Source organism: Pseudarthrobacter sp. MEB009, from assembly GCF_030208875.1.
Classification (GTDB): Bacteria; Actinomycetota; Actinomycetes; order Actinomycetales; family Micrococcaceae; genus Arthrobacter.
The window spans coordinates 320,548-345,455 of record NZ_JARVTC010000013.1 but is presented as its reverse complement, the minus strand read 5'-3'; the positions used below and the strand labels follow the sequence as shown (position 1 = coordinate 345,455).

The 24,908-nt window shown below is 61.9% G+C and carries 24 protein-coding genes and 1 pseudogene; 11 read left to right on the top strand and 14 right to left on the bottom strand.

The window, feature by feature from the left end; translation table 11 throughout:
• The first annotated feature begins 109 nt into the window (after positions 1-109).
• Entirely contained in the window at positions 110-1,840 is a 1,731-nt protein-coding gene (araB, locus tag QRN07_RS12880; protein WP_285241220.1) for a ribulokinase, read from the top strand.
• Positions 1,837-2,535 (top strand): L-ribulose-5-phosphate 4-epimerase, encoded by a 699-nt coding sequence (locus QRN07_RS12875; RefSeq protein WP_285241219.1) that lies wholly within the window; start codon positions 1,837-1,839, stop codon positions 2,533-2,535. The genes araB and QRN07_RS12875 overlap by 4 nt, the downstream gene beginning before the upstream one ends.
• A gap of 748 nt (positions 2,536-3,283) precedes the next feature.
• Here the strand turns inward: QRN07_RS12875 and QRN07_RS12870 are convergent.
• The 5 genes from QRN07_RS12870 to QRN07_RS12850 form a co-directional block, all read right to left on the bottom strand.
• A complete protein-coding gene (locus QRN07_RS12870) occupies positions 3,284-4,765 on the bottom strand; it encodes a PepSY-associated TM helix domain-containing protein (RefSeq protein WP_285241218.1) in 1,482 nt (493 codons plus the stop codon).
• 122 nt (positions 4,766-4,887) lie between these two features.
• Positions 4,888-5,991 (bottom strand): Dyp-type peroxidase, encoded by a 1,104-nt coding sequence (locus tag QRN07_RS12865; RefSeq protein WP_350224286.1) that lies wholly within the window; start codon positions 5,989-5,991, stop codon positions 4,888-4,890.
• A 134-nt stretch (positions 5,992-6,125) separates the two neighbouring features.
• Positions 6,126-6,716 carry a copper chaperone PCu(A)C gene (locus QRN07_RS12860; RefSeq protein WP_285241216.1) on the bottom strand — a complete coding sequence of 197 codons (591 nt, stop codon included), beginning with the start codon at positions 6,714-6,716 and terminating at the stop codon, positions 6,126-6,128.
• An 81-nt stretch (positions 6,717-6,797) separates the two neighbouring features.
• Positions 6,798-7,337 carry a copper resistance CopC family protein gene (locus tag QRN07_RS12855; protein WP_285241215.1) on the bottom strand — a complete coding sequence of 180 codons (540 nt, stop codon included), beginning with the start codon at positions 7,335-7,337 and terminating at the stop codon, positions 6,798-6,800.
• A 163-nt stretch (positions 7,338-7,500) separates the two neighbouring features.
• Positions 7,501-8,115, bottom strand: a complete 615-nt coding sequence (locus tag QRN07_RS12850; protein WP_285241364.1) for a hypothetical protein — start codon at positions 8,113-8,115, stop codon at positions 7,501-7,503.
• Positions 8,116-8,646: 531 nt separating this feature from the next.
• Here QRN07_RS12850 and QRN07_RS12845 point away from each other — a divergent pair.
• Complete coding sequence (locus QRN07_RS12845; RefSeq protein ID WP_285241214.1) at positions 8,647-8,826, top strand: helix-turn-helix domain-containing protein; 180 nt, start codon at positions 8,647-8,649, stop codon at positions 8,824-8,826.
• A 34-nt stretch (positions 8,827-8,860) separates the two neighbouring features.
• Here QRN07_RS12845 and QRN07_RS12840 read toward each other — a convergent pair whose 3' ends face one another.
• Complete coding sequence (locus QRN07_RS12840; protein ID WP_285241213.1) at positions 8,861-9,262, bottom strand: nuclear transport factor 2 family protein; 402 nt, start codon at positions 9,260-9,262, stop codon at positions 8,861-8,863.
• 80 nt (positions 9,263-9,342) lie between these two features.
• On the opposite strand from QRN07_RS12840, the gene QRN07_RS12835 reads away from it, so the two are divergent.
• On the top strand, positions 9,343-9,738 hold the full coding sequence (locus QRN07_RS12835) for a winged helix-turn-helix transcriptional regulator (RefSeq protein ID WP_285241212.1): 396 nt from the start codon (positions 9,343-9,345) through the stop codon (positions 9,736-9,738).
• 142 nt (positions 9,739-9,880) lie between these two features.
• Here QRN07_RS12835 and QRN07_RS12830 read toward each other — a convergent pair whose 3' ends face one another.
• Entirely contained in the window at positions 9,881-10,816 is a 936-nt protein-coding gene (locus tag QRN07_RS12830; protein ID WP_285241211.1) for an AEC family transporter, read from the bottom strand.
• Between the two features lie 26 nt (positions 10,817-10,842).
• Here QRN07_RS12830 and QRN07_RS12825 point away from each other — a divergent pair, with 26 nt between their 5' ends.
• The 3 genes from QRN07_RS12825 (at position 10,843) to QRN07_RS12815 (ending at position 12,849) form a co-directional block, all read left to right on the top strand.
• The gene (locus tag QRN07_RS12825) at positions 10,843-11,376 is read left to right on the top strand and encodes a CGNR zinc finger domain-containing protein (RefSeq protein ID WP_285241210.1); all 534 of its coding nucleotides are present in this window, start codon (positions 10,843-10,845) and stop codon (positions 11,374-11,376) included.
• Between the two features lie 268 nt (positions 11,377-11,644).
• Entirely contained in the window at positions 11,645-12,016 is a 372-nt protein-coding gene (locus QRN07_RS12820; RefSeq protein WP_285241209.1) for a BlaI/MecI/CopY family transcriptional regulator, read from the top strand.
• Between the two features lie 14 nt (positions 12,017-12,030).
• The gene (locus QRN07_RS12815) at positions 12,031-12,849 is read left to right on the top strand and encodes a M56 family metallopeptidase (protein ID WP_285241208.1); all 819 of its coding nucleotides are present in this window, start codon (positions 12,031-12,033) and stop codon (positions 12,847-12,849) included.
• A gap of 14 nt (positions 12,850-12,863) precedes the next feature.
• Here QRN07_RS12815 and QRN07_RS12810 read toward each other — a convergent pair whose 3' ends face one another.
• Both QRN07_RS12810 and QRN07_RS12805 read right to left on the bottom strand, forming a co-directional pair.
• The gene (locus QRN07_RS12810; RefSeq protein ID WP_285241207.1) at positions 12,864-13,778 is read right to left on the bottom strand and encodes a CopD family protein; all 915 of its coding nucleotides are present in this window, start codon (positions 13,776-13,778) and stop codon (positions 12,864-12,866) included.
• Between the two features lie 23 nt (positions 13,779-13,801).
• A complete protein-coding gene (locus tag QRN07_RS12805; RefSeq protein ID WP_285241206.1) occupies positions 13,802-14,347 on the bottom strand; it encodes a DUF5134 domain-containing protein in 546 nt (181 codons plus the stop codon).
• Positions 14,348-14,458: 111 nt separating this feature from the next.
• Here QRN07_RS12805 and QRN07_RS19785 point away from each other — a divergent pair, with 111 nt between their 5' ends.
• The 3 genes from QRN07_RS19785 to QRN07_RS12795 are packed head-to-tail and all read left to right on the top strand — an operon-like array spanning position 14,459 to position 19,016.
• Positions 14,459-14,683, top strand: a complete 225-nt coding sequence (locus QRN07_RS19785; protein ID WP_350224285.1) for a heavy-metal-associated domain-containing protein — start codon at positions 14,459-14,461, stop codon at positions 14,681-14,683.
• Positions 14,680-16,731 carry a cytochrome c oxidase assembly protein gene (locus QRN07_RS12800; protein ID WP_285241205.1) on the top strand — a complete coding sequence of 684 codons (2,052 nt, stop codon included), beginning with the start codon at positions 14,680-14,682 and terminating at the stop codon, positions 16,729-16,731. Before QRN07_RS19785 ends, QRN07_RS12800 begins: the two co-directional genes overlap by 4 nt.
• A complete protein-coding gene (locus tag QRN07_RS12795; RefSeq protein WP_285241204.1) occupies positions 16,728-19,016 on the top strand; it encodes a heavy metal translocating P-type ATPase in 2,289 nt (762 codons plus the stop codon). The genes QRN07_RS12800 and QRN07_RS12795 overlap by 4 nt, the downstream gene beginning before the upstream one ends.
• A gap of 95 nt (positions 19,017-19,111) precedes the next feature.
• Here the strand turns inward: QRN07_RS12795 and QRN07_RS12790 are convergent, their stop codons facing one another.
• The 3 genes from QRN07_RS12790 to QRN07_RS12780 form a co-directional block, all read right to left on the bottom strand.
• Complete coding sequence (locus QRN07_RS12790; RefSeq protein ID WP_235504765.1) at positions 19,112-19,498, bottom strand: DUF7793 family protein; 387 nt, start codon at positions 19,496-19,498, stop codon at positions 19,112-19,114.
• Complete coding sequence (locus tag QRN07_RS12785; RefSeq protein ID WP_285241203.1) at positions 19,495-22,047, bottom strand: excinuclease ABC subunit UvrA; 2,553 nt, start codon at positions 22,045-22,047, stop codon at positions 19,495-19,497. The genes QRN07_RS12790 and QRN07_RS12785 overlap by 4 nt, the downstream gene beginning before the upstream one ends.
• 130 nt (positions 22,048-22,177) lie before the next feature.
• Positions 22,178-23,023, bottom strand: a complete 846-nt coding sequence (locus QRN07_RS12780; protein WP_056600816.1) for an SDR family oxidoreductase — start codon at positions 23,021-23,023, stop codon at positions 22,178-22,180.
• Between QRN07_RS12780 and QRN07_RS12775 the strand changes: the two genes are divergently transcribed.
• The gene (locus QRN07_RS12775; RefSeq protein WP_350224292.1) at positions 23,006-23,437 is read left to right on the top strand and encodes a winged helix-turn-helix transcriptional regulator; all 432 of its coding nucleotides are present in this window, start codon (positions 23,006-23,008) and stop codon (positions 23,435-23,437) included. The two genes, QRN07_RS12780 and QRN07_RS12775, sit on opposite strands and share 18 nt — an antisense overlap.
• Before the next feature lie 87 nt (positions 23,438-23,524).
• Here the strand turns inward: QRN07_RS12775 and QRN07_RS12770 are convergent.
• Both QRN07_RS12770 and QRN07_RS12765 read right to left on the bottom strand, forming a co-directional pair.
• A pseudogene (locus QRN07_RS12770) lies at positions 23,525-23,788 on the bottom strand (DMT family transporter); the annotation flags it as partial.
• Between the two features lie 30 nt (positions 23,789-23,818).
• Complete coding sequence (locus QRN07_RS12765) at positions 23,819-24,886, bottom strand: LLM class flavin-dependent oxidoreductase (RefSeq protein WP_056600817.1); 1,068 nt, start codon at positions 24,884-24,886, stop codon at positions 23,819-23,821.
• Positions 24,887-24,908 lie beyond the last annotated feature (22 nt).

The following is a 24,908-nucleotide window of genomic DNA, read 5'->3' as shown; positions in this document are numbered from 1 at the left end:
GGCCATTCTCGATCTCAGACTCTTCGCGGCCAGCGTTGACGCATTTCTTGTTAGCGCTCACAATAGATTCAGGCCGCGAAGTGGCGGCAGCAACTGAAGGAATCTTCTTATGGACGCTGTGGAAGGCCGGGACGCTTACGTCGTCGGCGTGGATTATGGGACCCTTTCGGGCCGCGCCGTGGTGGTCCGCGTGCGGGACGGCAAGGAACTGGGCAGCGGTGTATTCGACTACCCGCACGCCGTGGTCACCGACGCCCTGCCCGCAAGCACCGGCGGATCCGCCAGGCTTCCCGGCGAGTGGGCCCTCCAGGTCCCCAACGACTACCGCGATGTCCTGCGCAACGCCGTCCCGGCAGCCGTGGCCGACGCCGGGATCGATCCGGCCGCCGTCGTCGGAATCGCCACTGACTTCACCGCCTGCACCATGGTGCCCACCAAGGCCGATGGCACGCCCCTGAACGAGGTGGCCGGTTTCGCCAACCGGCCACACGCCTACGTGAAGCTCTGGCGGCACCACGCGGCCCAGCCCCAGGCGGACCGGATCAACGAGCTTGCCGCGGAACGCGGCGAGGCCTGGCTGGCGCGTTACGGCGGCCTGATTTCCTCGGAATGGGAATTCGCCAAGGGCCTGCAGCTGCTGGAAGAGGACCCCGGGGCCTACGCGGCGATGGACCACTGGGTGGAAGCCGCCGACTGGATCGTCTGGCAGCTCTGCGGCCAGTACGTCCGCAACGCCTGCACCGCAGGCTACAAGGGGATCTACCAGGACGGCCGCTACCCGTCCGGGGACTTCCTGGCCGCCCTCAACCCCGGGTTCGAGGACTTCGTCAGCACCAAACTCGAACACACCATTGGCCGGCTGGGTGACGCCGCCGGCTACCTCACCGCCGAAGCTGCGGCCTGGACCGGACTGCCGGAAGGCATCGCCGTGGCCGTGGGCAACGTTGACGCCCACGTCACCGCGCCCGCAGCCAGGGCCGTTGACCCGGGCCAGCTGGTGGCCATCATGGGTACCTCCACCTGCCACGTGATGAACGGCACCGAACTCCGCGAAGTACCCGGCATGTGCGGGGTGGTGGACGGTGGCATCGTGGACGGGCTCTGGGGCTACGAGGCGGGCCAGTCCGGCGTTGGCGACATCTTCGGCTGGTTCACCAAGCACGGCGTCCCGCCGGCCTACCACCAGGCCGCCGCGAAGGCCGGCCTGGGCATCCACGAATACCTCACCGAACTGGCCGCCGCACAGGCCATCGGCGGGCACGGGCTGATCGCCCTCGACTGGCACTCCGGCAACCGCTCGGTCCTGGTGGACCACGAACTCTCCGGCATCGTGGTGGGCCAGACCCTCGCCACCAGGCCCGAGGACACCTACCGGGCCCTCCTGGAAGCCACGGCCTTCGGCACCCGCACCATCGTGGACGCCTTCCGGGACTCCGGAGTACCCGTCAAGGAGTTCATCGTGGCCGGCGGCCTGCTGAAGAACAGGCTCCTGATGCAGATCTACTCCGACGTCACCGGCCTGCAGCTCTCCACCATCGGCTCCACCCAGGGCCCGGCCCTCGGCTCAGCCATCCACGCCGCCGTGGCTGCCGGGAAGTACCCGGACATCCGCGTGGCCGCCGCCGCCATGGGCGCCGAACCCGGCGAGGTGTACACCCCGATCCCGGAAAACGTGGCTGCCTACGATGAGCTGTTCCAGGAATACCGGACCCTGCACGATTACTTCGGCCGCGGCACCAACAACGTGATGCACCGCCTCAAGGCCATCCAGCGGCGGGCCGCCGGCCCGCTCCCGGCAGCCGGGGCGGACACTGAGGCAGCTGCCGGGGTGAACGCATGAGCGCCGTAGGAATCCTGGACACCATTGCCAAAGTCCGCGCCGACGTCTGCACCCTGCACGCCGAGCTGACCCGGTACCAGCTGGTGGTCTGGACGGCGGGGAACGTCTCTTCGCGGGTCCCCGGCGAGGACCTGATGGTCATTAAGCCTTCCGGAGTCTCCTACGACGGGCTGGCCCCCGAGCTGATGGTGGTCACCGACCTTTACGGGGTGCCCGTGGCTGGCAACGCCGGGGCGGAATGGGGCAACCCGGCGCTGTCGCCGTCGTCGGACACGGCAGCGCATGCCTACGTCTACCGGCACATGCCGGAGGTGGGCGGCGTGGTCCACACCCACTCCACCTACGCCACCGCCTGGGCCGCCCGCGGCGAGGCGATCCCGTGCGTACTCACCATGATGGGTGACGAGTTCGGCGGGTCCATCCCGGTGGGCCCGTTCGCGCTGATCGGCGACGACTCGATCGGGCAAGGCATCGTGGAGACCCTCCGCGGCTCCAGCTCCCCGGCCGTGCTGATGCAGAACCATGGCCCGTTCACCATCGGCAAGGACGCCACCTCGGCCGTGAAGGCAGCCGTGATGTGCGAGGAAGTGGCACGCACCGTGCACATCTCGCGGCAGCTCGGCGAGCCGGTATCCATCGACCAGGGCCACATCGACTCCCTCTACGCCCGCTACCAGAACGTTTACGGCCAATAGTGGCGGGACGGCCGGCTGTGTAGCCTGCCGGCATAGAATTCGACGGATCAGGCCATAATTAGCAGGCTCATGCCATTGATTTAATCCCGAGGACTTACTTTGACACCGGTAGCAGACACTTCCACGTGGCATTCATTCACCGGTCAGACCTCGGGGTTTGGCCCGTCCTGTTGGGTATCCCTGGTCCATGACACTTCTGTCGTCTTTCGAAACATCATGACCCCACAGTTAAGTGAAGCGATGTCGCGTTCAGCCGGAAGACAAGACCGGCGGATCTCGAGCAGCGCACCCCCGGTTGAGCGGCGCACATCGATGCGCACGTCCAGGAGGTGGGCGTCCTCGAAGATCGTGCCAGCCGTCAGTGGATTGCGTTCGGGTTTGCCGTGAAGATCCAGTATCTGCCGTAAAAAGAGCTCGAAAGCTTTGTACACCGAACTCAGGTGGGGGGACTGCGGCAGGTCCCCAGGCCGCTGCCACGCAGAAATCCGCGCATAGCCGCGCGTAGCCGCGACCCAGGTGCAGGGCCGGCGGTCTTGTCCTATCTTCCGCGACGACGGGGCTTCAGCAGCTATTTCTACCTATGTCTCCAAAGCACCGATAATGGACCTGATGTAAAGCTAGGCCTGAAAAGGGCTCCTAAAAGACCTTCTGGCTACGAATCGTGGCATGCCCTGCAGGACTCAGCTCACCACAACAGCTCATCATCGCCTGGCGCGCCCTCAGCCTTTTGCTGGGACCTTTGGTTTTTCTAGTTGGTGGTTGTGCCCGCGGGGCGGCGGTTCTTGATGAAGCCAAGGGCAACGTCAAAGGCCAGGAAGACCAGCAGGCTGATTCCCAGGATTGGTATGGCAATGCCGACGCCTGTGGCGAGGATCGCCACCGCGAGTGTCAACGGCCATGGGGCGTTGCGGACGAAGGAACGTGCAGGAGGGCGCCCGGCAGTCCAGGCTGACCCCTTGGTGGGGCGGCGTTTCCACCACATCAGGTAGCCACCCACTACGCTGGTCGCCAAGCTCAGCGCGATGAGGACCAGTACCAGCTGGTTGGCCAGGCCGAACAGGACGCCCATGTGGGCGTCGATGCCCCAGCGGCTGAGTTTCGCGGCTAGGTTGAAGTCTTCAAAGACCAGTTTTCCGCTGACGGTCATGGTGGTGGGGTCGACTGCGATTGCGTCAGCTTCCGTAGGCCAGGACCTGTCGATTTCCGTGGCGGTCCAGGCGGTTCCTTCCTTGGAGGGCGGTTTGATCTCTATCTTGCCTGCGTTGATGAGGGGTTCCTGCCGGGCTGCGGCGAGTACGTGGTCGTACATGGCCGGATCTGCCGTACCGGTTGTCATTGCGGCATGGTCGTGACCGCCGTGGTCGTGCTCACCGGTGGCTTGGGTTGCCGCCGTGGGCGTCAGCGCTGTGGGAAGTTTTGGTGTTGTCCAGGTCAGGGATGCCCGCAGGTTGGTGATGTTGTCCCCGGCAAACTGCGACCAGGTCAGACCAGTGGCAGAGAGGAACAGGAAGCCGAGCAGCAATACGGCGCCGCCGGTAGCGTGAATCTTGAGCAACTGCGGACGGCTGAAGCGGCCCTTCCGTAACACCAGGGAAGGGCTTTGACCAGTCTCTTTCGTGTTCTTTGCGATCGGCTTTCCCCGGCGTGGTTTGGTCAACCAGAGGGCCAAGCCGGCGAGGGTGATCACCCACAGCCAGGAGGCAGCGAGTTCGCTGTACAGTCGTCCGAAGTCACCGAGGTGGAGGTTGCGGTGGAGTTGGTCGATCCACGTTCGGAACGGCAGGACGCCGGAGGTTCCGTAGACGGTCAGGTCGCCGCGGACTTCGGCGTTGGCCGGGTTTATGAAGATCGCCCGGGATTCTGATTCCCCCAGGGATGGGTTGGTGAACATGATGCGGGTCGTGTCCCCTGGTTTGGGTGCAGGGCGAACGGCGGAGGGTTGTTGGTCTCCTACTATTTGCTGTGCCGCGCGGATCTGCTCGGAGAGGGGTATCGAGGTCTGCGAGACGGGAACGTGGAGTTCTTTGTCGTAGATGGCCTCTTCCATGGCAGGGGTCAGCGCGTAGAGTGCTCCCGAGAGTGCGGCGATGAGCAGGAAGGGGCCGACGAAAACGCCGGCATAGAAATGGAGACGGCTGAGCAGGGCTCTCAGAGGACTCCCGGGTCGTTTACCGGTTGGACGGGGCGACTCGGCGGGTGTGCCGGGGTCGTTGGTGATGGTGCTTGTCATGACGTGTGTTTTTCCTCAAAGGAATGCTCGTGCCGGCTGGGATGACCGGGCGGAGCGTAGGGCAAGGGGCAGCGCACCGTGACCACCCTGTGGGGTGGTCACGGTGCTGAGTGAGTAATGGTTCAGGTGAAGAGTTGGTCCCCGATGAATCCGCCGGGTTGGCACCCCGGCGGGATGGCAAAGACGGCTGAGCCCACGGGGGTGGTCCACTCATTGAGCAGGTCCAGTTCGTCCAAACGGCGTTGGATCGGTACGAACTGCCGTTCCACGTCTGCCTGGTAGGAAACGAAGATCAGCCCGGAGTCGGACACCGCACCAGAAGTGGGCGCGGCGTCGTAGTTGAACGCCCTCCGGAAGATCCGCTGGGTTTCGTCGTCCGGGCGTGCACGGCGCAGGTGGGAGAACTCCGCAATGACCGGAAAACCCACAGGATTGACCGCCGCGAAGTCCGGTTCCTCGTGTTCAGTGGTTCCGGTCAGGGGAGCGCCGTTGGACAGCTTGCGCCCCACAGACTCTTCCCGTCCGGAACGGTCCAGTTCATCCCATTTGTCCAGGTTCATCCTGATTCGCCGGATGACTAATGACGTACCGTTCTGCGTCCACGCGGGGATCGCGTCAGTGCCGTAGACAACCTCTTCAAAATGTCCGGTACCGGCAGATGGGTTGGTTGTTCCGTCCACTTGGCCGAAGAGATTACGCATGGTGGTACCCGGCTTCTCAGTCCCGTAGGCCCGGCGAAACCCCGTTTGCACCCACCGGACACTGGTGAAGCTTCTGCTGTCCTTGAGCAGCATCCGTTGTGCGTGTGCCATGGTCAGGGGATCATCACCGCAGATCTGCAGCAGAAGATCTCCGCCGGTGAACTCCGGGACCAACCGGTCCACGGAGAACGCCGGGAGGTCCTTCAGCCATGCCGGACGACGCCGGGGGGCCACCACATCCACCAAAGCGGATCCGAAACCGAAAGTCACCGTCAGCCGCGCCGGGCGGAGGGCAAGTTCACCCTCAGTGTCCGCCAACGCAGCCTTGCCCTGGGTCAGGTTGGCAGCATCGTCGCTCAAGAGCTTCAAGAGAGCCTTCACACGCTGGGGCGTGGTCCCGGGTTGCAGATCCAGAGCAACGAAGACACCGTGCGCTTGGGCGTCGGTACCGACTCCGGCCTGCCGGGCCCCGTGAAAAGGAACCGTTTCAGAGCCGTTTGCATCGGGTGCTGCAGCTGGAGCCACGGTTTGCGTTTGCCCGGCCAGTTGCGCACCGACAGCGGCTAACGCCCCCACTCCGGCAGCTGCGCCGCCGAAGAGCAGATGACGTCGACGCACCCCGGCTTCGGGCCGGTCTAGGTCCTCAGAATGGGCGGACACTACTCGGACGGGGCCGGCGCAGCGGACTCACTGTGGCTGTGGTCCATGGAGTCATGGCCTGACGGGCTGGTTTCGCCCGGCATGTAGTTCTCGTTGGCGCCCACGAAGTCCTTGCCCTGGGCGGTGAAGTCAACCGTGCCGCCGTCGGACGTCTTCAGCTCAACACTGATGTCGTCCCCAGCGAGGACAGGCTTCGCCAGGCCCATGAGCATAAGGTGGTTCCCCCCGGGTTCAAGCGTCAGCTCACCCTTTGCAGGAATCACGAAGCCGCCCTGTTTGGCCTGCATTTGCATGGTGCCGTTGGCGCCCATGACGGTTTCGTGCAGCTCGACCATGGGCGAGGCCGCGGTGCTGGCACTGACAACCGTCACATCTTTGTCCGTTGTGTTGCGAATGGTGCCGAACGCTGCAGACATACCAGTATCTGCTGCCTTGACCCACGGCTCTGAGACGGTCAGCGCCGCGGCGTTTTGCGTTACGGACGCAGAAGCGGACGACGCCGGGTTGCTGCCTTGGGCGCATCCGGTCAGCACCAGCGCAGCTGCTGCAATGACGGGCAGGGCGAGGTAAAGGAAGTTCTTTTTTGACATGGTAATGCTCCTGGTGAATTCGGCTCTCCACAGAAACGCAGTGAGGTTCGTGGAGAGGAAAATTAGTATTTCAGTAAGGCGTCAGTTGCCCTTGGTCGCGGCTTTACGCACCCCGCGCACCACAGCCCACAGCAGATAGAGGGACAAGCCTCCGGCTGCACCTATTCCAGCGGCCAGTACCCAGCCGGGCCATGACAAAGGCTCACCGCTGGTGCCGGCAACTTGCGGTTGCGCCGCTGACTCCGGGATGGCGGTGGGCGCTGAGGTGCCGGCACCGGGTGCCGGGACGGAACCGGTTCGAGCGTCAGCTCCGACAAGGAACGAGTAACTGCCGTTGATCGGGTGCCCATCACTGGACACCACACGCCAACGAACCTGGTACTCACCAGGGGGCAGGTCCCCGGCCAGCGGCTGGGTCAACGTCTCCCCGGCCAGGACAGACTCTCCTTGGACCCAGTTCTTCGAACCGGAATCGACCACACGGATCTCATGACCGATCTTCAGCAACGGTGCGCTGAACTCTAAAGCGACACTCGACGGTGCGGTGGTAAACCGTTCGTTGGTGCCGGGGGTTGACGAAACCAACTCGTCGTGGGCGGAAGCTGATGGTGCGCCGACCAAGGTAAAACCAAGGCACAGCAACACGGCCAACAGCAGGGTGTTCCTGCTGCGTTCAGGAATCCGCCATGTGAATGAATGCAAGGAATGACTTGCCATGGCTGCTTCCCGCCCCGCGACCACCCTCGGCGGGCGGGGCTAAGTGGGTTGTGAAGGCGCGGTGCGCCTAGGACACGACCGGAAGCAGAGGCGGGCCGCGGTGCCGCATCACCAGCAAAGGGACACCAAGATTACGCAGAGGCCGTACAGGCCAGTCTGATGGGTTAAAAGGTGCTTCCGCTGACACCGCCAAAGGTTGGAACAAGGGCAGGAACGGGACCAGCCTCAGACCCAGCGCCTGGATCAGCCTGAGGGCAGTAACCTCACCATGCCGCAGCACTGCGATCGTCAGCACGGCCGCGATCGTGTGCCCCACCCACATCACTGGGTTGGCATGATCCATTCCTCCCGCAGCGGTGGCCGGATCCAGTATGACGTGGGCCGAATGTCCGGCGTGACCGGAAGATGGAACCGACGCCATAGCCGTATGGGACGAAGCGCCGAGACTGAAAAGTCCATGGAACAGGGCTTGGCTGAGAAGAACAGCGGCGCTCAGCCTCAAGAGGGACATTGATCTTCCGGCCAAAGCTGTGCACACCAACCCCGACAATGCCAGCGACAACAAGAAGATGACACCATCCGGGGAAGGGCCGCCAGCCGCGATGTGCGAGAAAGCAGCGATGAACGTTGCCGCAACGGCCGCGGCAAGGCCACGCAGCAAGCGCACCACACGTCCCGTCATCAGCTCCACTTTCGTCCACGGCAACCGAATCCATCACGGTCGCATCAACTCGCTGACCATACTACTTCTACAAAACGTCGAAATAGTAGAAATCGTTCAGCTACCGACATCGGCTCCATCTTTGCGGGCCCACCGTCGGAGTCATCCATGCAGGCTGTGAGACCTGGATCCAGCCACCGGGGAAAGCATCCGGGCGTCACGTGAAACGAACCGCCGCTACGAACGCGACGGCTGCAGCTGGCGGGCACATCGGGTTGGCCAGCATGCAGGGGCACTGCCGGATTTCGGCCGATGACGCGGGCAGCAGGATTCCTGGCAGCATCCGGCACGCCATGGAGTTGCGCCGTTGCCGTCAGTGTGTGGCGCCCAACTCGATGAGCAGGACTCCGGTGATGATGAGTCCCAACTCGGCCAGCATTATCGGTGTGAGCCGTTCCTTGAAGAAGACCCGGGTGTTCCGTGGAAGGTCGGTGTAGGCGTCGACGGTCTGGCGCTCGGCGGTGGTATGCAGGTGGGAGTCGATTTCATCCGGTGGCAGCAGCCCTGGACGAGGCCCGCAGGCTGCTCGAGCAAACCAAACTGACCGTTGACCAGGTAGCGGCTGCGAGCGGTTTCACCAGCACCGTCACCCTGCGGCAGAACTTCGCTTCCGCCTTCGCAACAACCCCCACCGACTACCGCAGGCGCTTCGAGGCACTGCCGTCCCCGTGACTGGCCGGCCGTTGTATGGGCCGGGCAGCTCTTGCTAGTTGTTGGCCTGGCCCCAGAAGTTGTCCTCTGCTGAAGGTTCTGAGGAGAAGAGGTGTACCTCTGTGATGGCTCCTTCGTGGACGGTGAGCAGGTCGAGTCCGGGCATGTCCATGGTCGCGTCCGGCCGTGATCCCGAAAACCGGACCGGTACGGCAACCAAGCCGCCGTTGACCATCGGCTCTCCCGTGACCGCAAGTTCGAATGTGCCTTGGCTTGCTTCCATCATGCCGCCCAGCAGGCTAGCGACGGCGTTGATGCCCTGGTGGGTGCCGGAGAACCGGTTGGCTCCTGGCTGGTACCAGATGATGTCCGGGCTCAGCAGCGCCATGGCTGCCGGGACGTCGCCGCGGCCCAGGGCATCGAAGTAATCGGTGGCGACGGTGGAAGGTGTACTCATGGGATTCTCCTAATAAAGTGAGGTAACACGCTCAATGGTTACATTTGGTATCCTGTTACCTCAACGTAACTGGAGGACTGATGACGAACGAACCGGCCTGGAATGTCATGGTGTCCACCTGTCCGTCCCGGACGTCCCTTGCAAAAATCGCCAATAAGTGGACCGCCATGATCGTGATCGCCCTCAGCGCGGGGCCCCTGAGGTTCGGGGAAGTACGCCAGACCGTGGACGGGATCAGCGGCAAGGTCCTCGCCGACACCTTGCGGGATCTGGAACGGGACGGGATTGTGAGCCGCACGTCCTATGACCAAATGCCTCCCCGGGTGGACTACGAGTTGACCACCCTGGGACGGTCCCTCCACGAACCGTTGGTGGCCCTTGGGCGCTGGGCGGAAACCCATATCGCCGAAGTCATGGCGGCCCGCGATTCGTACGACACACGGCCCGGCCCCGCCACGCTTCCCACCCGCACCTAGGGAAGCGCTAACAGCGACTGCCCCCTTCACCGAATGGGATCACCGGCGATGACTTGTTTTCTTGAGTCACGCCGTGACGAAATGGCCTACTGAACGACTGTCGTGGACACGCTGCCGGGGATCCATTTAACGTAGCCGGTCTTCACGGGTTGCCGGAGAGGAAATCCATGACCATGAGCGTGATGGGCAGCGTGGCAATCGAGAGAATGGTTTGTGTGCCGGTGATGGAGGCCATGAGCCTGGTGTCCCCACCCATTTTTGCTGCCAGCACGTACGCCGACGGGGCGGTTGGGACAGCGCTGATCAGCACGATGCTAGTCAACGTTGCGCCTGTCGCGCCGAGCAGGATAGCCAAGGAGGCGGCAGCGGCCGGAAGAATGACAAGTTTGAGTGCGGTGGCCACGCCGATGTCGAAGATGTCCCGTTTATGGAACGTCAGGTGCAGTGCGGCTCCGGCGATGAGTGTCCCACAAGCCAATGCAGGGGCGGAGAGCATAGTGACCGCTGATGAAATGAAGCCAGGTAGGGGGAGAGCAATAAGGTTCAGGACCAGCCCCAGGGCGCAGGCTTGGATCAAAGGGTTTTTGATCAATTCACGCCAGACAGGGACTTTTGGACTCGATGCCGCTTTATCTCCGTAAGCTGCCAGAACGCTCACGCTGATGATGTTGACCAGGGGGACCACAACGGCGCTGGCCAAAGCAAACGTAGCCACTCCCTCCAGGCCGTGCAGCGCTTGCGCGAAGATCAAACCAACGTAGGTGTTGATGCGAATTGAGCCCTGCACCATGGAGGTGAGTTGAGGGCCGTTGACCCGGAAAGGCCGTCGAAGGGCGAGGACTAGGCCAGTGACAAGGAGGATTGGTGGGGTCAAACTCAGCAGCAACGACCCGAGCGGAATGACGGTGAGGTCCGTACCCGCGATGGATGTAATGAAAAGCGCCGGCGTAAATATCCGGTAACTCATCCACTCCAATCCCCGCCAAAAACCGGGCTCCCTCAAGTACCGGTGCCGCAGCCAAGCGCCCAGGCCAAGGATGAGGACAATGGGAACAATAGCCGTAGTTACGAGGTTCATTTCAGAAACTATGGTGCAATGGTTTAGTGCAGTTCAACCATGACAATATGACAGGGCCGCTGCTTGCTGTGGATCTCGTAAATTTCGCCGGCGGGACGTGGACCGTCGATGGCGCCCAGGAAATTCTCAGAAAGCATCAGATCCGCAGAGCCTCATTGACCAGCTCCACATCAGAATCCTTGCAGGACTGGGCTGGACGCTTACGAGCCGCCTTTGAGGCCATCGACGTAGGGACCCGCTGCCGGGTGATTAACGGACTGCTGGATGCAGGAGCAATGCGGGCGTATCTGAGTACTCACGACCAGTTGCGTCCGCACCTGCATTTCGCGCCTGATGATGATGATGTCCTTGCTCGGGTTAAGGCGGTGACTGCCGGGGGGCTCGCTATTTTCGCTGTCGAATCCGATGGCGCCAGGCTTGGGATCTGCGCCCGCGGTTCCTGCGGCATCGTCTTCGTGGACACCAGCCGTAACGGCCTGCGGTCCTATTGTTCCACCCGGTGCGGAAACAACGATGCAGTCCAGCGCCATCGCAAGACTCTGGCGCACGGTAAAAGCTAACGGTGGGCTGCTCCTGTACTGGCCGCCCGGCTTCGTTCGGATAAGAACTCATCGACGGGACCGCCGATTGCGGGTGGCCCCTGGCGGCATCGGCCATGAACGAGGCAAAGATGCCTCGTAAGAATCTTGTCCAGGCGCTTGAACGGGCGTTACGCAGCGCGGGATGGTGGAGCAGGGAAACAACCATCTTGATCGAGGCAGCGGTGAACCTGCGCCGCCGGGGTGACACCGCCGAATACCATAGAATACTGATCAATAGGAGGTATCCATGGCCAGCACCCGCGTTCGCGCCAGGGGTGAGCTTGAGACAGAGGTTATGCGCCTGCTTTGGGCGGAAAGCCAGCCTGTCAGTGCGAATGAACTTGCACAGAAGTTTCCGGCCCCGCAGCCTGCCTACACTACCCTCATGACTGCTTTGTCCCGGCTGGAGCGGAAAGGCCGCGTTGTCAGGTCCGGGGATTCCCCGCGGAAGATTAAATTCAGCGCCTCACGTTCCGATGAGGAGCATGCCAGCGAAACAATGATGACGGCGCTGGGCGGGGCCGGTGACAGGCGGGCAGCGCTGCTTGCTTTCGCCGGCAATCTTAATGACGAGGATTTGGATCTTCTTCGGGCAAATTTCGGAACGATATCTGAGTAAGTCGGAGGTACTTCATGCTGCTGACCGCGTTGGCCTGCGTAGCCTGCGCTGCCCTGATAGCGTATTTCGCCCCCTCGCTCATGACCGTGGGAAGGTGGCAGCTCCTTCATCCAAGAAGGGCCCTTGCGGCATGGTTCGGTGCATTTTTTCTCGGAGTGGCGCTTTGCGCGGCTGCCTTGGTGCTCAGTGTTGGTGGTGCCGTTTCAGCCTCCGTTTCCACTCCGGTCCTCGACGCCATTCTGTTGACGCTGGGCGGATGGTTGAGTCTTGCTCTTTTCGGTGCGCTTGCGTTCTTTGTGGTGTCGTCGGCTGCGCCGGTGGTGGCTCTGGAGCGGATGAGCAACGCGACCTTGGCTTCCGTAGCTACCAGTCGGGAGGAATTTGCCGGCTACACGCTGGTCCGTTTCGAATCATCCGATGAAATCGCCTATGCCATACCGGGAAAGCGCCCCGCCATCTTTCTTTCGTCAGCCATGGAACGTGCCCTGACGCCACCACAGCTGCTGGCTGTGGTGGCGCATGAGTATGCGCACCTGCGGCAGCATCATGGATTCGCGATGCTGGTAGCAAAAATCAACGCTGCCTGTCTGCCTGGAATGAACCAAGGAAAATCACTAAAGCGGGCCACGACACTCCTCGTCGAGCTCGCCGCCGATGACGCAGCTGCGCGGCAAGTGGGCGCTGTATTTCTTGCAAACGCCCTGGTCACCCTGTCCCGGAACTCCGGGGACCAGTCGATGCGGCTCCGCGCTGAACGGCTTGCTGGAAAACAATGGCCCCGGCGCCGCGGGATCGTCCGACACGATCCGGAACGAAAGCTCCTGGCGAGATAGCTTTGAGGTCGGGTTCAGTGGGAGTGAGAGGGACTGGTACCCGTCAGGACAGCTGTAATCACAGCCACGACCACCAGCAACAACAACTCGTATGCCAGGGTCCGGCGCAGCGACGACCATTCGGAGCCGGAGGACGTTGCCAGATGGCGTATGAGGCCCATCCGGTTCCAGAGAGCGACTGCTACAGCAGCGAACACCAACCCCACTTTCACCAGCAGCATCCGCCCGTAGCTTCCGGACAAAAGCTGAGCCGGTCCGTCAAGGATCAGGAACGCCATAACCACACCTGAAACCGCCAACAGAACCACGCTCACCAAGGCGAATCCAGAGAACCTGACGACCACGGCCGCCAGTTTGAAAGCCTCAGGCGGGGTGGCGGGGAGTCTACCTAGCCGCAGCAACAGACCGAGGAGACCGCCCAGCCAGACCGCTGCCACGGCCAGATGCGTCAAGTCTGCCGCGAAGATCAGCCACGCAGGCTGTTGACTGCGGGTATGTCCCGAGAGGACCGGGATACCCAGGCATGCCAGCACCACGAGCGGGAAGACGAACCTGCTCCACGCGGCGGGTTCTGCCGCACGAACAATCAGTAACGCTGTCGGTGCCGCCACAAGAAGCACCAGGGCTGCCTGCACCGATGGTGGGTACAGGTAGGCGCCCCACTCGCTCGTATCCCATGCCGCGGAGAATGGCCGACCGGCGATCCGGAGAGCGGTCAACGGCACCAGCAGTAGCGTGGCCGCAGTTCCGGCCAGAAGAAACACGCACGGCACAACACGCATGAACAATTTACTGCGCTGGCCAGCCGGGACGATCCATCGTTCAAAGACCACGAGCCCTGCAAATGCGATGAGCCCAATGTACTGGCAAGCCGTCAGCCAGTCCACGGTTGCATTGACGGTGGGATCCTCGGTGGGGAAGTCCTGCACAACCCATTCCAGGGCCGTTCCGATCAGTGAGCTAGCATCAACCAACACATCACCGCCATTCCAGCGTGCATGGCAGTTCCGGCAAGTTCCGCTGTTCCCGAACCAGTGCTGCGCGGAAGGACAGTATCTGCGAAGAAGACGACAGCAGCCACTGCAAGAATCACCGTAAGGATCAAACCGATCACCAACATCCCGCCTGTAATGGTGGTGTGGTGCACCCCACCACCGGCAGGCATGGCAGCAATCATCCACACCATGGCCGTCATCATGGCCAAGTGTGCGAAGTCGTGCCATACCTGCGATAGCCGGGAAGCGTCCCGCCGCAGGTCTATAACGAGGCAAGCTGTGCACCAGAGTGCGCCGGCTAAGAAAACGGCCATTTGTGGGCTCTTGGGCCAAAGGTTCCACCACGGCCAGCACATGGCCATCATGATCAGGCTCATCATGGCATGAAGAACGCCGTCAACAACGCCCCGTACACCCCGGGCTTTTAAACGCGCAAGAGATGTTGCAGTGGTGCCGGCAAAAAGGGCGGAAAGTAACCACTGCCATGTGGGGTCCTGGATCAATGGAATATTCTCCTGCCGGTCTCGAAGGCTAATCTACAACATGTAGAATACTATCTCTACATGTTGTAGACTTGCGGGCGGATCGGCGAACAATAAGGAGCGGTGGGCACCATGGAAACGATGGAAATCCGAGTCGACGGAATGACGTGCTCACATTGTGAGAAAACAGTCGCGGACGGGCTCTCGCGGGTTCCGGGAATCGGGGGTGTCACCGCCGATGCCGCTACTGGCCGCGTCGGGTTCCACCTGGATGGACCTGTTCAGCGTCAGAGCATTGAGAATGTGATCACAGAAGCCGGGTTTGTCTTGGGCGTCTGGCCGGACCGGAATCCGTGACAGCAGCACCAATCTTGTTTGATCCCGCTATTGACGGCAAGCGCATCCATCGCAACCGTCGCGCAATATTTTCGGTAGCCGCAGGGAGCCTGGGGTTAATAATGACTCCGCCGATAACCTCCGCCATATCTGCGGGAAGCGAAGCCTACGAGAAACTGCATACCAGTTTTCCCGGGCTCGACGTGGCCGTGTCCACTGGTGCCGCGCAGGCTGCGGCTGATCTTTTCGCTGCTCTGACGGTCGGTGCGCTCCTGATGTTGTTATTCTTTCGGGACGCCCACGGAAAAACTTCGCCGACGCTAGGCTTCTCCGTGGAGATGCGGGTCCTGCAGGTGGCCTCTGCCGGGTGGGCAACGATGTCGGCGGCCATGGTGCTGATGGAGATGCTGGACACTTCGGGTTTTCCGTTCGGAAGCCTGGCTAGCCCCGACGTTGTACCCTTCCTCTACGGCGGAGGCGACGCGCCAAAGGCGTGGACCATCTCGGCCGTCGCCGCCTCTGTTGCCTTCGCGGCGAGTATCTTCGCCGAGCGTTGGAACGGTCTGCTTATAGCACTGTGGGCCACCGGATTCGGAGTTCTGGCACCTGTCGTCGTAGGCCAGACACTGGTGGGACCCAACCATGACTTTGCCAACGATGCAGGAGCCATCCAGACTCTGTTGACAACAACTGTATTCGGGCTTTCCTTTGTCGCCGCCCTGCGGGTGGCCTCCGGCCACCTCATAGCGCCCATAATTGTCCTGCGCCTTTACAAAACCATGGTTCTGACAACATCCATGATCATCGTTTTCGACGTGCTCCTGACGTGGTTCAAGCTCGCCGGGACCGGCCTGTTCGATTCATCGACAGGCTGGCAAATCACAGCGCGGTGGGTTTGCCTTGTGGCTCTCGCTGGCGCGTCAGCATGGGGCTGGTTCTACTGGCAGCAACGGAGCCTGACCGACAGGCGTATCAACCGCATCCTAGCCCTGTGTACCGCCGCCGGCAGTGGTTGGATCGGTGTTACTGCCGGTATGGCGCGGATCCCGCCGCCGCATTATTTCCAGCCCACCACCATCACTCAGATCCTTCTCGGGTACAACGTTGAACAGGCACCCACGGCAGCCATCCTGTTCACGGAGTGGCGTCCTAACGTGCTGTTCCTCGTGATGGCTGCCACTGGCGTGCTGGTGTATCTTTTGGCAGTCCGTACCCTGATCCGAAGGGGCGACAAATGGCCGGTTGGGCGGACCGTGTCATGGCTCGCAGGGTGGGCCACAGTGGTGTTCGCCACCAGTTCCGGATTCGGTAAGTACTCCGCGCCAGACTTCGGCATCCACATGATCGTGCACATGAGCCTGAATATGCTCGCACCCATCCTGCTGGTGATGGGCGGGGTCCTCACCCTGCTCCTGCGTGCCGCGACGACCCAGCCCGGCACTCCGGTGGGCCTGCATTTCTGGATTACCCAGGGCATGCATTGGCCGGTACTGCGCCTGGTGTACAACCCCTTGGTCGTCTTTGCGCTTTTCGTAGGCTCCTACTACGGGCTCTACTTCTCCGGCATATTCGGTGAGTACATGCGCTTCCACTGGGCACATCAGCTCATGAACGTGCACTTCCTCATCGCCGGATACCTCTTCTACAGTCTCGTCATCGGTGTGGACCGGCCACCACGGCCGCTGCCGCATATCGGCAAGCTCGGCTTCGTTTTCGCGGCCATGCCATTCCACGCGTTCTTCGGCGTCATCCTGATGTCCAGCACCAGCATCATCGCTGAGAACTTTTACAGGTCACTCGCGCTGCCCTGGTCAGACCTTCCGTCCTCACAATACTTTGGCGGCGGTGTCGCCTGGGCCGGAGGGGAACTGCCGCTGCTGCTGGTCATTATTTCCCTGGGTATCCAGTGGTCCCGGCAGGACGCAAAAGATGCCCGACGCAAAGACAGGCACCTGGACGAGGGCCGCGACGACGAATACGAGGCCTACAACCGGATGCTCGATACACTCGCGGCCCGCCAGGAAACTCAACTCGCAAACCCGCTCGTCCAACGAAGGGAAAAGCCATGACCGTCGAAGCCCCCACCGGGCCACCCTTGCAATTAAATATTTCAGGGATGACCTGTGCCGCTTGCGCCGGAAGGGTCGAAAAGGCCCTCAATCGCCTCGACGGTGTCACCGCAAGCGTTAATTATGCCACTGAGCGGGCCTGGATAACAGGCATGCCGGCAGGTCGGGTAGCCGAAGCAGTGGCAAAGGTCGAGAAAGCAGGTTACGGCGCGCAACTCCATGATGACGCCGATGACCAGTGGTCACGCCGGGCCAACGAGGTCCGGGTTACCTCACTGCGCCGCCGGCTGCTGCTGGCTGCTGTGCTGACGGTCCCCTTAATGGATATCACCATCGTTTTCGCTCTTGTCCCCGGATGGCGGTTTCCGGGCTGGGAATGGCTTTGCCTTGCCCTCGCGCTGCCGATTGTGACATGGGCGGCATGGCCATTCCACCGGACCACGCTCCGGAATCTCCGCCACGGCAAAGTCACTATGGACACGCTGGTGTCATTGGGCATTGCCGCATCCTTCGGCTGGGCCCTCATCACGCTTGCCTTGGGTATCGAAGGCGGCAGCGGATACTGGCTGGGGTTTGGAACCGTTCCTGCGGGCGCCAACTCAATCTATCTGGATGTTGCAGCAGGGATGACCACATTCCAACTGGCAGGCCGCTATTTCGAAACCCGGTCCCGGCGGAAAGCCGGCGACGTACTCGGTGCTTTGTCGCGCCTGGCACCAACCACCGTCCGGGTCTTCGAGGACGGCTACGAACGGCTCAAGCCTGTGCACGAGCTACGCAGGGGAGACACGTTCGTTGTTCTTCCCGGCGAAGCGATCCCGGCCGACGGACTCATCACCTCGGGACGTGCATCGGTAGATACCAGCATGCTGACCGGCGAACCCCTGCCCCGCGAGTCCCGGACAGGGAACACCGTAGTAGGCGGAACCATCAGCACCAATGGACGGCTCCAAGTGCAGGCCACCTCAGTGGGCGCGCACACCCAACTGGCGCAGATGGCAGCGCTGGCAGAACAGGCACAAGCCAGAAAAGCCAACGTCCAGACCCTCGTCGATAGGATCACCGCATACTTCGTTCCAGGGGTCATCACCCTCGCGGTCCTCGTTACCGGGGCATGGCTCCTCAGCGGCGCAGAACTCTCCCAAGCGTTCGGCATAGGTATCTCCGTCCTCATTATTGCCTGCCCCTGCGCCCTTGGGCTGGCAACCCCTACAGCCCTTATGGTCGGCATCGGGCGCGGGGCAACCCTCGGAATTTTGGTCAAAGGCCAGGACGCTCTGGAAGCCAGCGGCCGGATCACCACGGTGGTTCTGGACAAAACGGGAACCCTGACTACCGGAAAAATGACAGTGCACTCCGTGACGCCACTGGCCGCCTTCACGGAGTCAGAGGTGCTGCGCATCGCGGCCACCGTAGAGCAGGGTTCCGAACACATGATCGGCCAAGCCATCGGCCGCGAGGCTCGTTCCAGACACCTGATGCTCAGTGACCTTGTTGACTTCGATGTTCACCCCGGCCGCGGTGCCACAGCATCCGTAGACGGCAGCGCAGCGCTCGTGGGAAATCTTGCCTATCTGAGTGAAAATTCCGTTTCCGGCCTGCAGCCCCTGGCTGGCCCGTTAGAGCAGGTCCAAAGCAGTGAAACCTCCGTCTTCGTTGCCTACCGGGGCGAATTGATCGGAAAGATCGAACTGGCAGACACCATCAAGGCCGACGCTGCCAAAGCCGTTGCTGCCCTGCATGGGCTGGGCCTGAAGACAGTTCTGCTCACGGGCGACTCGGATGCCGCGGCGCAGCGGATCGCCGCGCACACCGGAATCAAACACGTCTACAGCGGTGTGTTGCCTGCAGAAAAAGCCGCTATCGTCCGTGGCCTAAAGGATGAGGGTAACCGGGTGGCCATGGTCGGCGATGGAATCAACGACTCCGTGGCCCTCGCGGCCTCTGACCTTGGACTGGCGGTAGCCACAGGGACGGATATCGCGCTTAAGTCCGCCGACATCATTCTGGTGCGGGAGGACCTGTCCGTTATCCCTGATGCAATCGCACTTTCCCGGCGCACCCTTATGACCATCCGGATCAACCTGCTCTGGGCCTTTGGCTACAACATAGCGGCTCTGCCGATCGCAGCCGCCGGACTCCTGAACCCTCTGATCGCGGCCGGCGCCATGGCGCTGTCATCAGTTCTGGTGGTCTACAACAGCCTCAGGCTCCAAAACTTCCGAAGTACACGGGACCACCACGCCATCAGAGAAGCATCCGGTGTACGGGGTAATCCTGGCTGAGGAGGGTGCCCGGGCAGGTGTGGTCAGAACTTGCATGGACCGGCAATGACGGGCAGCAGGCCTGAACTGTCCTTCAGAGATGTGTCCATCCGTCCTCAGTGTTCTGGCTGCGGAGCTGACGCCAGGATCCAGTCCAGGGCCTCGGTTCTGCGGGTGAAGAAACGGGTTGGGCACGGGTAAGAATGGGCGCTACGGAAATTAGCGATCATCCAGTCGACAGGGCCGGCACCGAGCAGGGCAATTCGTGAGGCTGCGGTGGGGGTGGAGAAAGCTGCACGGGCATGATGGCTAACCGTTTTTACATCTGCCATTTCCGCCAATAGCGGCATCGCCAGTCCCTTGCTGATCTTGTTGACTTCAGCCATGGCGCTTTTGACGTCGTCAACGTCAAGGCTGGACCCTGGTTGCCAGACGAGGTGAATCACGCCGTCTTCACGGATTCCCAGGCTGGCTTTGCCGCCCACGATGGATGTCGTTTTCACTCTGGGCGCTCTCTTCGGGTGGGGGTTGTTCGCAGCAGTGCGGCGAGATGGCGGCCGGTGATACTTGCCGGGTCAGCGGCGACTTGTCCGGGGGTTCCCGTGGCGATGATCTGTCCGCCGTTGCTTCCGCCGCCGGGTCCGAGGTCGATAATGTGGTCGGCGTTGGCGATTAGGTCCAGGTCGTGGTCGATGACGATCAGTGTTGCCCCGGTAGCCAGCAGCATGTCGAAAACCCTCAGGAGGTTGCGGACGTCGCGGGGATGCAGTCCAACAGAAGGCTCGTCGAAGACGAACACTGTTCCTTTGTGGTTACGGCCCAGTTCCGTAGCAAGTTTGAGTCGCTGCGCTTCACCGCCGGAGAGGGCTGGAGTGTCTTCTCCTAAGGTGAGGTAACCGAGACCCAGATCGATGAGGGTTTTCAGTTTGCGTTGGACCTTGGTTATTCCGGTGAGCAGATGGGCGGCATCAGCGACGGTGGTCCCGAGCATCGCAGGAAGCGAACGGTGGTCCAGGGAAGTGGCCAGGACAATGTCGTTTGCTGCGGGAGAATACCGGGTACCCATGCAGTCCGGGCAGGGGATATCAACGTCGGGAAGGAACTGGACGTCGAGAACAATTTGCCCGGTGCCTTCACACCGCGGACACCGCAGCGTTCCGGTGTTGTATGAAAAGTCGCCGGCCAAGAGCCCCCGCTGCCGCGCTTCGGGCGTAGCGGCATACGCCTTGCGCAGCTCGTCCAGTATGCCGCTGTAGGTGGCGATGGTTGATCGGACGTTAGTTCCGATCGGGGTGGCATCAACGACGTCGGCGCGGGTCACACCCGCGCTGTCCAGGAAAGTCACATGCGGCGGGAGGGCTTCGCCGCCGTGCGCCGCGGCCAGTGCCGGGACCAGACTCTCCAGTATCAAGGTGGTCTTACCGGATCCGGACATACCGGTTACAGCCGTCAGCCTGCCCAGCGGAATCGAAGCTTCGAGAGCGTGCACGGTGTGGATCGGCGCCGTTGCGAGCCGGATGGTCCCGGCGTCGAAAACGTCCTGCGCTGGCCTCTGCTGGCGGATCTGGACAGTTTCTTTTCCGGAGAGATAGCTCCCGATGACCGATTCCGGGTTCCGGCTGATGTCTTCGATGGATCCGGTGGCCGTCACCGTACCGCCGTTGGTCCCGGAACCGGGTCCAATTTCGATCATCCAGTCAGCTTCACGGAGAACCTGCACATCGTGGTCCACGAGAATTACCGAGTTGCCGTCGGCGAGAAGGTCCCGCATGACTCCGATCAGGCCCTCGACGTTGGCGGGATGAAGACCAATCGAGGGTTCATCCAATACGTACAGCACGCCGGTGGTCTGGTTGCGGACTGCCCGCGCGAGCTGCACGCGCTGCCGTTCGCCGGTGGAGAGGCTCGAGCTGGCCCGGTCGAGGCTGAGATAACCCAGTCCCAGCTGGACCAGCCGATCGGCCATCCCCGTGTACTGGGTAATGATCATCCGAGCCATCGGGTGCATCTCCGGCGGCAGCGTGTCAACGGCTGCCGATACCCAAAGGACCGTCTCATCAAGAGTCTTTGCCGTGATTTCTGCAAGGTTGCTGCCGGCGACCTGCGTGCTGCGGGCGGCCGTTGACAGGCGGCTCCCGTGGCAGGCGGGACACGTCTGGGCCGTCATGAATCTGTTGACTCGTGTGAAGCCCTTCTCGGATGTGGCGTTTTTCAAGGCTTCTTGTACGGCGAGCCGGGCATTGCGGTACGTGAAGTCCAGCTCGAACAACTTGCCGTTCTTGGACCTAACGGCAATGTGTCTTTTCTCCTCCGGTCCGTGCAGCACAATGTTACGTTCATGCTCGGTGAGGTTCGTGTACGGTACGTCCGTTCGCACTCCCAGTTCGGCCACAACCTGGGGCATGACGGTAAGCCCGAACATTTTCCAGGGCGAAACTGCACCCCCGCCAATGGTGAGCGACTCGTCAGGAACGAGGGTGCTGTCATCGACTTCCCTGACAGTGCCCGTTCCCGAGCAGTTCCCGCAGGCACCATCGGAATTAAACGCCAGCGATTCAGCTCCCGGCGGGTAGAACACGGACCCGCATTCCGGACAGGTCAGGTCGAGGTTAGCTGCGACATCGATAGTGGGGTCCAGCCGGTGCCCGTTCGGACATGTGTGTGAACCCAAGCGCGAAAACATGACCCGCAAGACATTCAGAAGCTCCGTTGAGGTGCCAAAGGTGGACCGCATGCCGGGGACACCCGGCCTCTGTCTCAGCGCCAGGGCGGCGGGAACATGCCGCACTGAGTCCACGGCTGCCCGGGTCGCATGTGCCATCCGCCGCCGCGTGTAAGTCGAAAGAGCCTCAACATAGCGGCGTGAACCCTCGGCATAAAGGACCCCCATCGCAAGCGAGGACTTTCCGGAGCCGGATACACCGGCGATGGCCACGAGCCGGCGCAGCGGCACGTCGACGTCGATGCTGCGAAGGTTATGCACCCGGGCCCCGCGGACCGAAATCACCATAGGGCTGTCGATCTCCGGCCTGTCGATGTGGTCAATCCCCACGCTGCTCCTCCGGAAACCGTCGTCCTGACTCGAATATTTCACATCACCTCAACCCTATGGTGCACCCGGCTCCCTGAAACCAGGGTGCCGGACGATCATTATTGTGGACGGGGAAGCTATGGTTTCTGGTTCAGGGCTGGAGAGCCAACTCCCGCAGCCACTCCTCGACGGTGCGCGGCGCGATTCCGAGGAGTTTCTGCGCGGAACGCGGTTCAGCGATGACGTCACCAGGCTGGGATTGCCGGTGTTCGTATGCCTCGACCACTGGCAGGACACCGGCTTCGCCAAAAAGCGGGACGGTGGCGATACCAAATTCCTGCGGGGTAATGCTTTCGTACCTGACTTCAGTACCCAGGTAAGCGCTGAATCCCCGGGCAAGGTCCGCGCCGGAGAGTGCGGGCAGGGAGCCCACCGACACGTTTCCGGTGATTCCACTTTCAGTCAGGAGCCTGACGACAACATCAGCGACATCCAGATGGGAACTCCAGGAGGCCTTGTAGCCGCTCTTCAGGGGATATTTCAGTGTGCCCTCTTTCTTCACGACGTTCATCACCGGCGGCAGGAGGAGGTTTTCCAGGTAGAGGCGTGGTTCGACGACCGCGTAGGACAACCCGCTGGCACCGAGGTAAGCGGCCAGAATCGCATGTGCAGTCAAAGGCGATTCCGTAGAAGCCGGGTAGCCGCTCGTGGAGAACACGACCCTGGCCGGCCGGGTCTTCTCCAACGCGCCTGCAACGTTACGGGCAAAGTCTTCCTGTGCGCCGGGGGCAGCAAGGGGAAGATGGATAAACACACCGTCAGCGCCGGCGTAGGCGGCGGTCAGCGATTCAACGGAGGTGAAATCCACACTCACCGCTTCTCCGGCGACACCGGAGGCATCGCGTACCGCGGCGACAGGCAAGTGACCTGCTGCCTTGAGGGCGTTAAGGACGGGGGAACCTTGGGCGCCGGTAGCGCCATGCACGATAATTTTCATGTATTCATTAGTGCATACTATGCATCGGTTACATCAAGTGCACTAATGGTAAATTTATGTATGACTTTCTGCGCTTCGAACTTTCCCGGCTGTGGCGTCGCCCGTTTTCTGGGTCTCATGAATGGACCTTGGGCCACACTGATCGTTCGCGAGCTGCTGGGAGGACCGCTCAGGTTCGGCGAAATCAAGGACCGACTGACCGGCATCAGTGCACATACGCTGACGAACTCTCTGCGGAAGTTCGAAGACCATGGCCTGCTGACCCGGACCGTCTACCCGGAAATCCCTCCCAGGGTGGTTTACGAACTGACCCCGGCTGGTCAGGAACTGCGGACGGTCTTGAATTCCATGAACGACTGGGCGCTGTCCGTCCCCATGGTTGCGCAGATGCCGGATTCTACTCACGCCTTGTAGAGGACAGGCGAGGGAGCACCCGCTTGCCGGTACCGGTCGGTGGGAACCGAGTTCCACACACAAAACCCCGCCGATAACCAGGACTATTCCCACCATCATGAGCGGCTTGAGTGGTTCGCCAAAAAGCAGGGTGGCCAGCAGTACGGTGAGCGTGACCCCGATCGCCGCCCAGATTCCGTAGGCGACACCGAGCGGCATACCCTGGCGGAGGGTGCCGGCCAGAAAGCCAAAGGAGGCGATGTAGCCCACAACGACGACTGCGATGAAGGCAGGGTTGTCGAGTGCGGCTTTCATGGCAAGGGAAGCGGTGACTTCACTGCAGATGGCCCCGGCAAGGAAGATCCATTTCATGTCGGTTTTCCCGGCGTCCGAGGGTGGGCGCTACAGGCGAGGGAAGTCATAGTAATCCGCCATCAGAGTCAGTGCGTCCAGGTCAAGGGCGGATGAGTGGCCCCCGACGACCAGCATGATCTCATCGACTCCGGTTCGTTGGTGCAGGTTTTCGAGGCGGCTGGCCACCATGGCGGGTGTTCCGTGAAAGGTACGGTCGGTGTAGGCGTCGACGATCTGGCGCTCGGCGGTGGTATGCAGGTGGGAGTCGATTTCATCCGGTGGCAGCAGCAGGTAGCCTTCCCCTCTGAACATCCGCAGCATGGCCATGGCTGAGGTAGCCGCCTGCCTCTTCGCTTCAGCCGTGTCTGTGCTGATGGCAGCGGGCACGCTGACGAGGGTGTGTGGCGCGGTAAGGACCTCCGAGGGGTCGAAGCTCTGGCGGTAGACGCGCATCGCCGTATCGATGTCAGCGTCCCCGAACTGCAGGGCGAAGGCGTACGGGAGACCAAGCTGGCCTGCAAGGCGCGCGGAGTAGGGCGACGAGCCGAGTATCCACGGTTCCGGTGCCGTCAGCGGGGCGGGGACCTGGTTCTCCCGCGCCTGCCACGGGCCGGGAACGGCATGGACGTCCACAAACGGGTGGCCGGCTGGAAAGTTGTCCCCGAGGAAGCCAAGCAGTTCCAGTACCTGGTGCGGGAACCCGTCGTTGGCGTCCGCGTTCCTGCGCAGTGCCGCCGCCGTTCTCTGGTCAGTGCCGGGCGCACGGCCCAGGCCCAGATCTATCCGGCCGGGTGCCAGGGCATCCAGCATCCCGAATTGCTCGGCTATCAGCAAGGGTGCATGGTTCGGAAGCATCACCCCGCCGGCCCCCAGCCGGATGCGCGCTGTTTCCGCGGTAAGGCGGGCGATCATCAAGGACGGTGAGGACACCGACGTCGCACCCATCCCGTGGTGCTCGGACATCCAGAAGCGGTGGTACCCCCGCTGGTCCGCGGCTCGCGCCAGGGAAACGGTGCCTGCGAGGCCCTCGGTGGCTGTGGTTCCCACGCCTGTGCCGCCAGCGGACAGGACAGATAAGACAAAGGGTGCCGTGCCGGAGTTTTTCCCGAACTGCATTTTACTGAAACTCCTTGTGGAA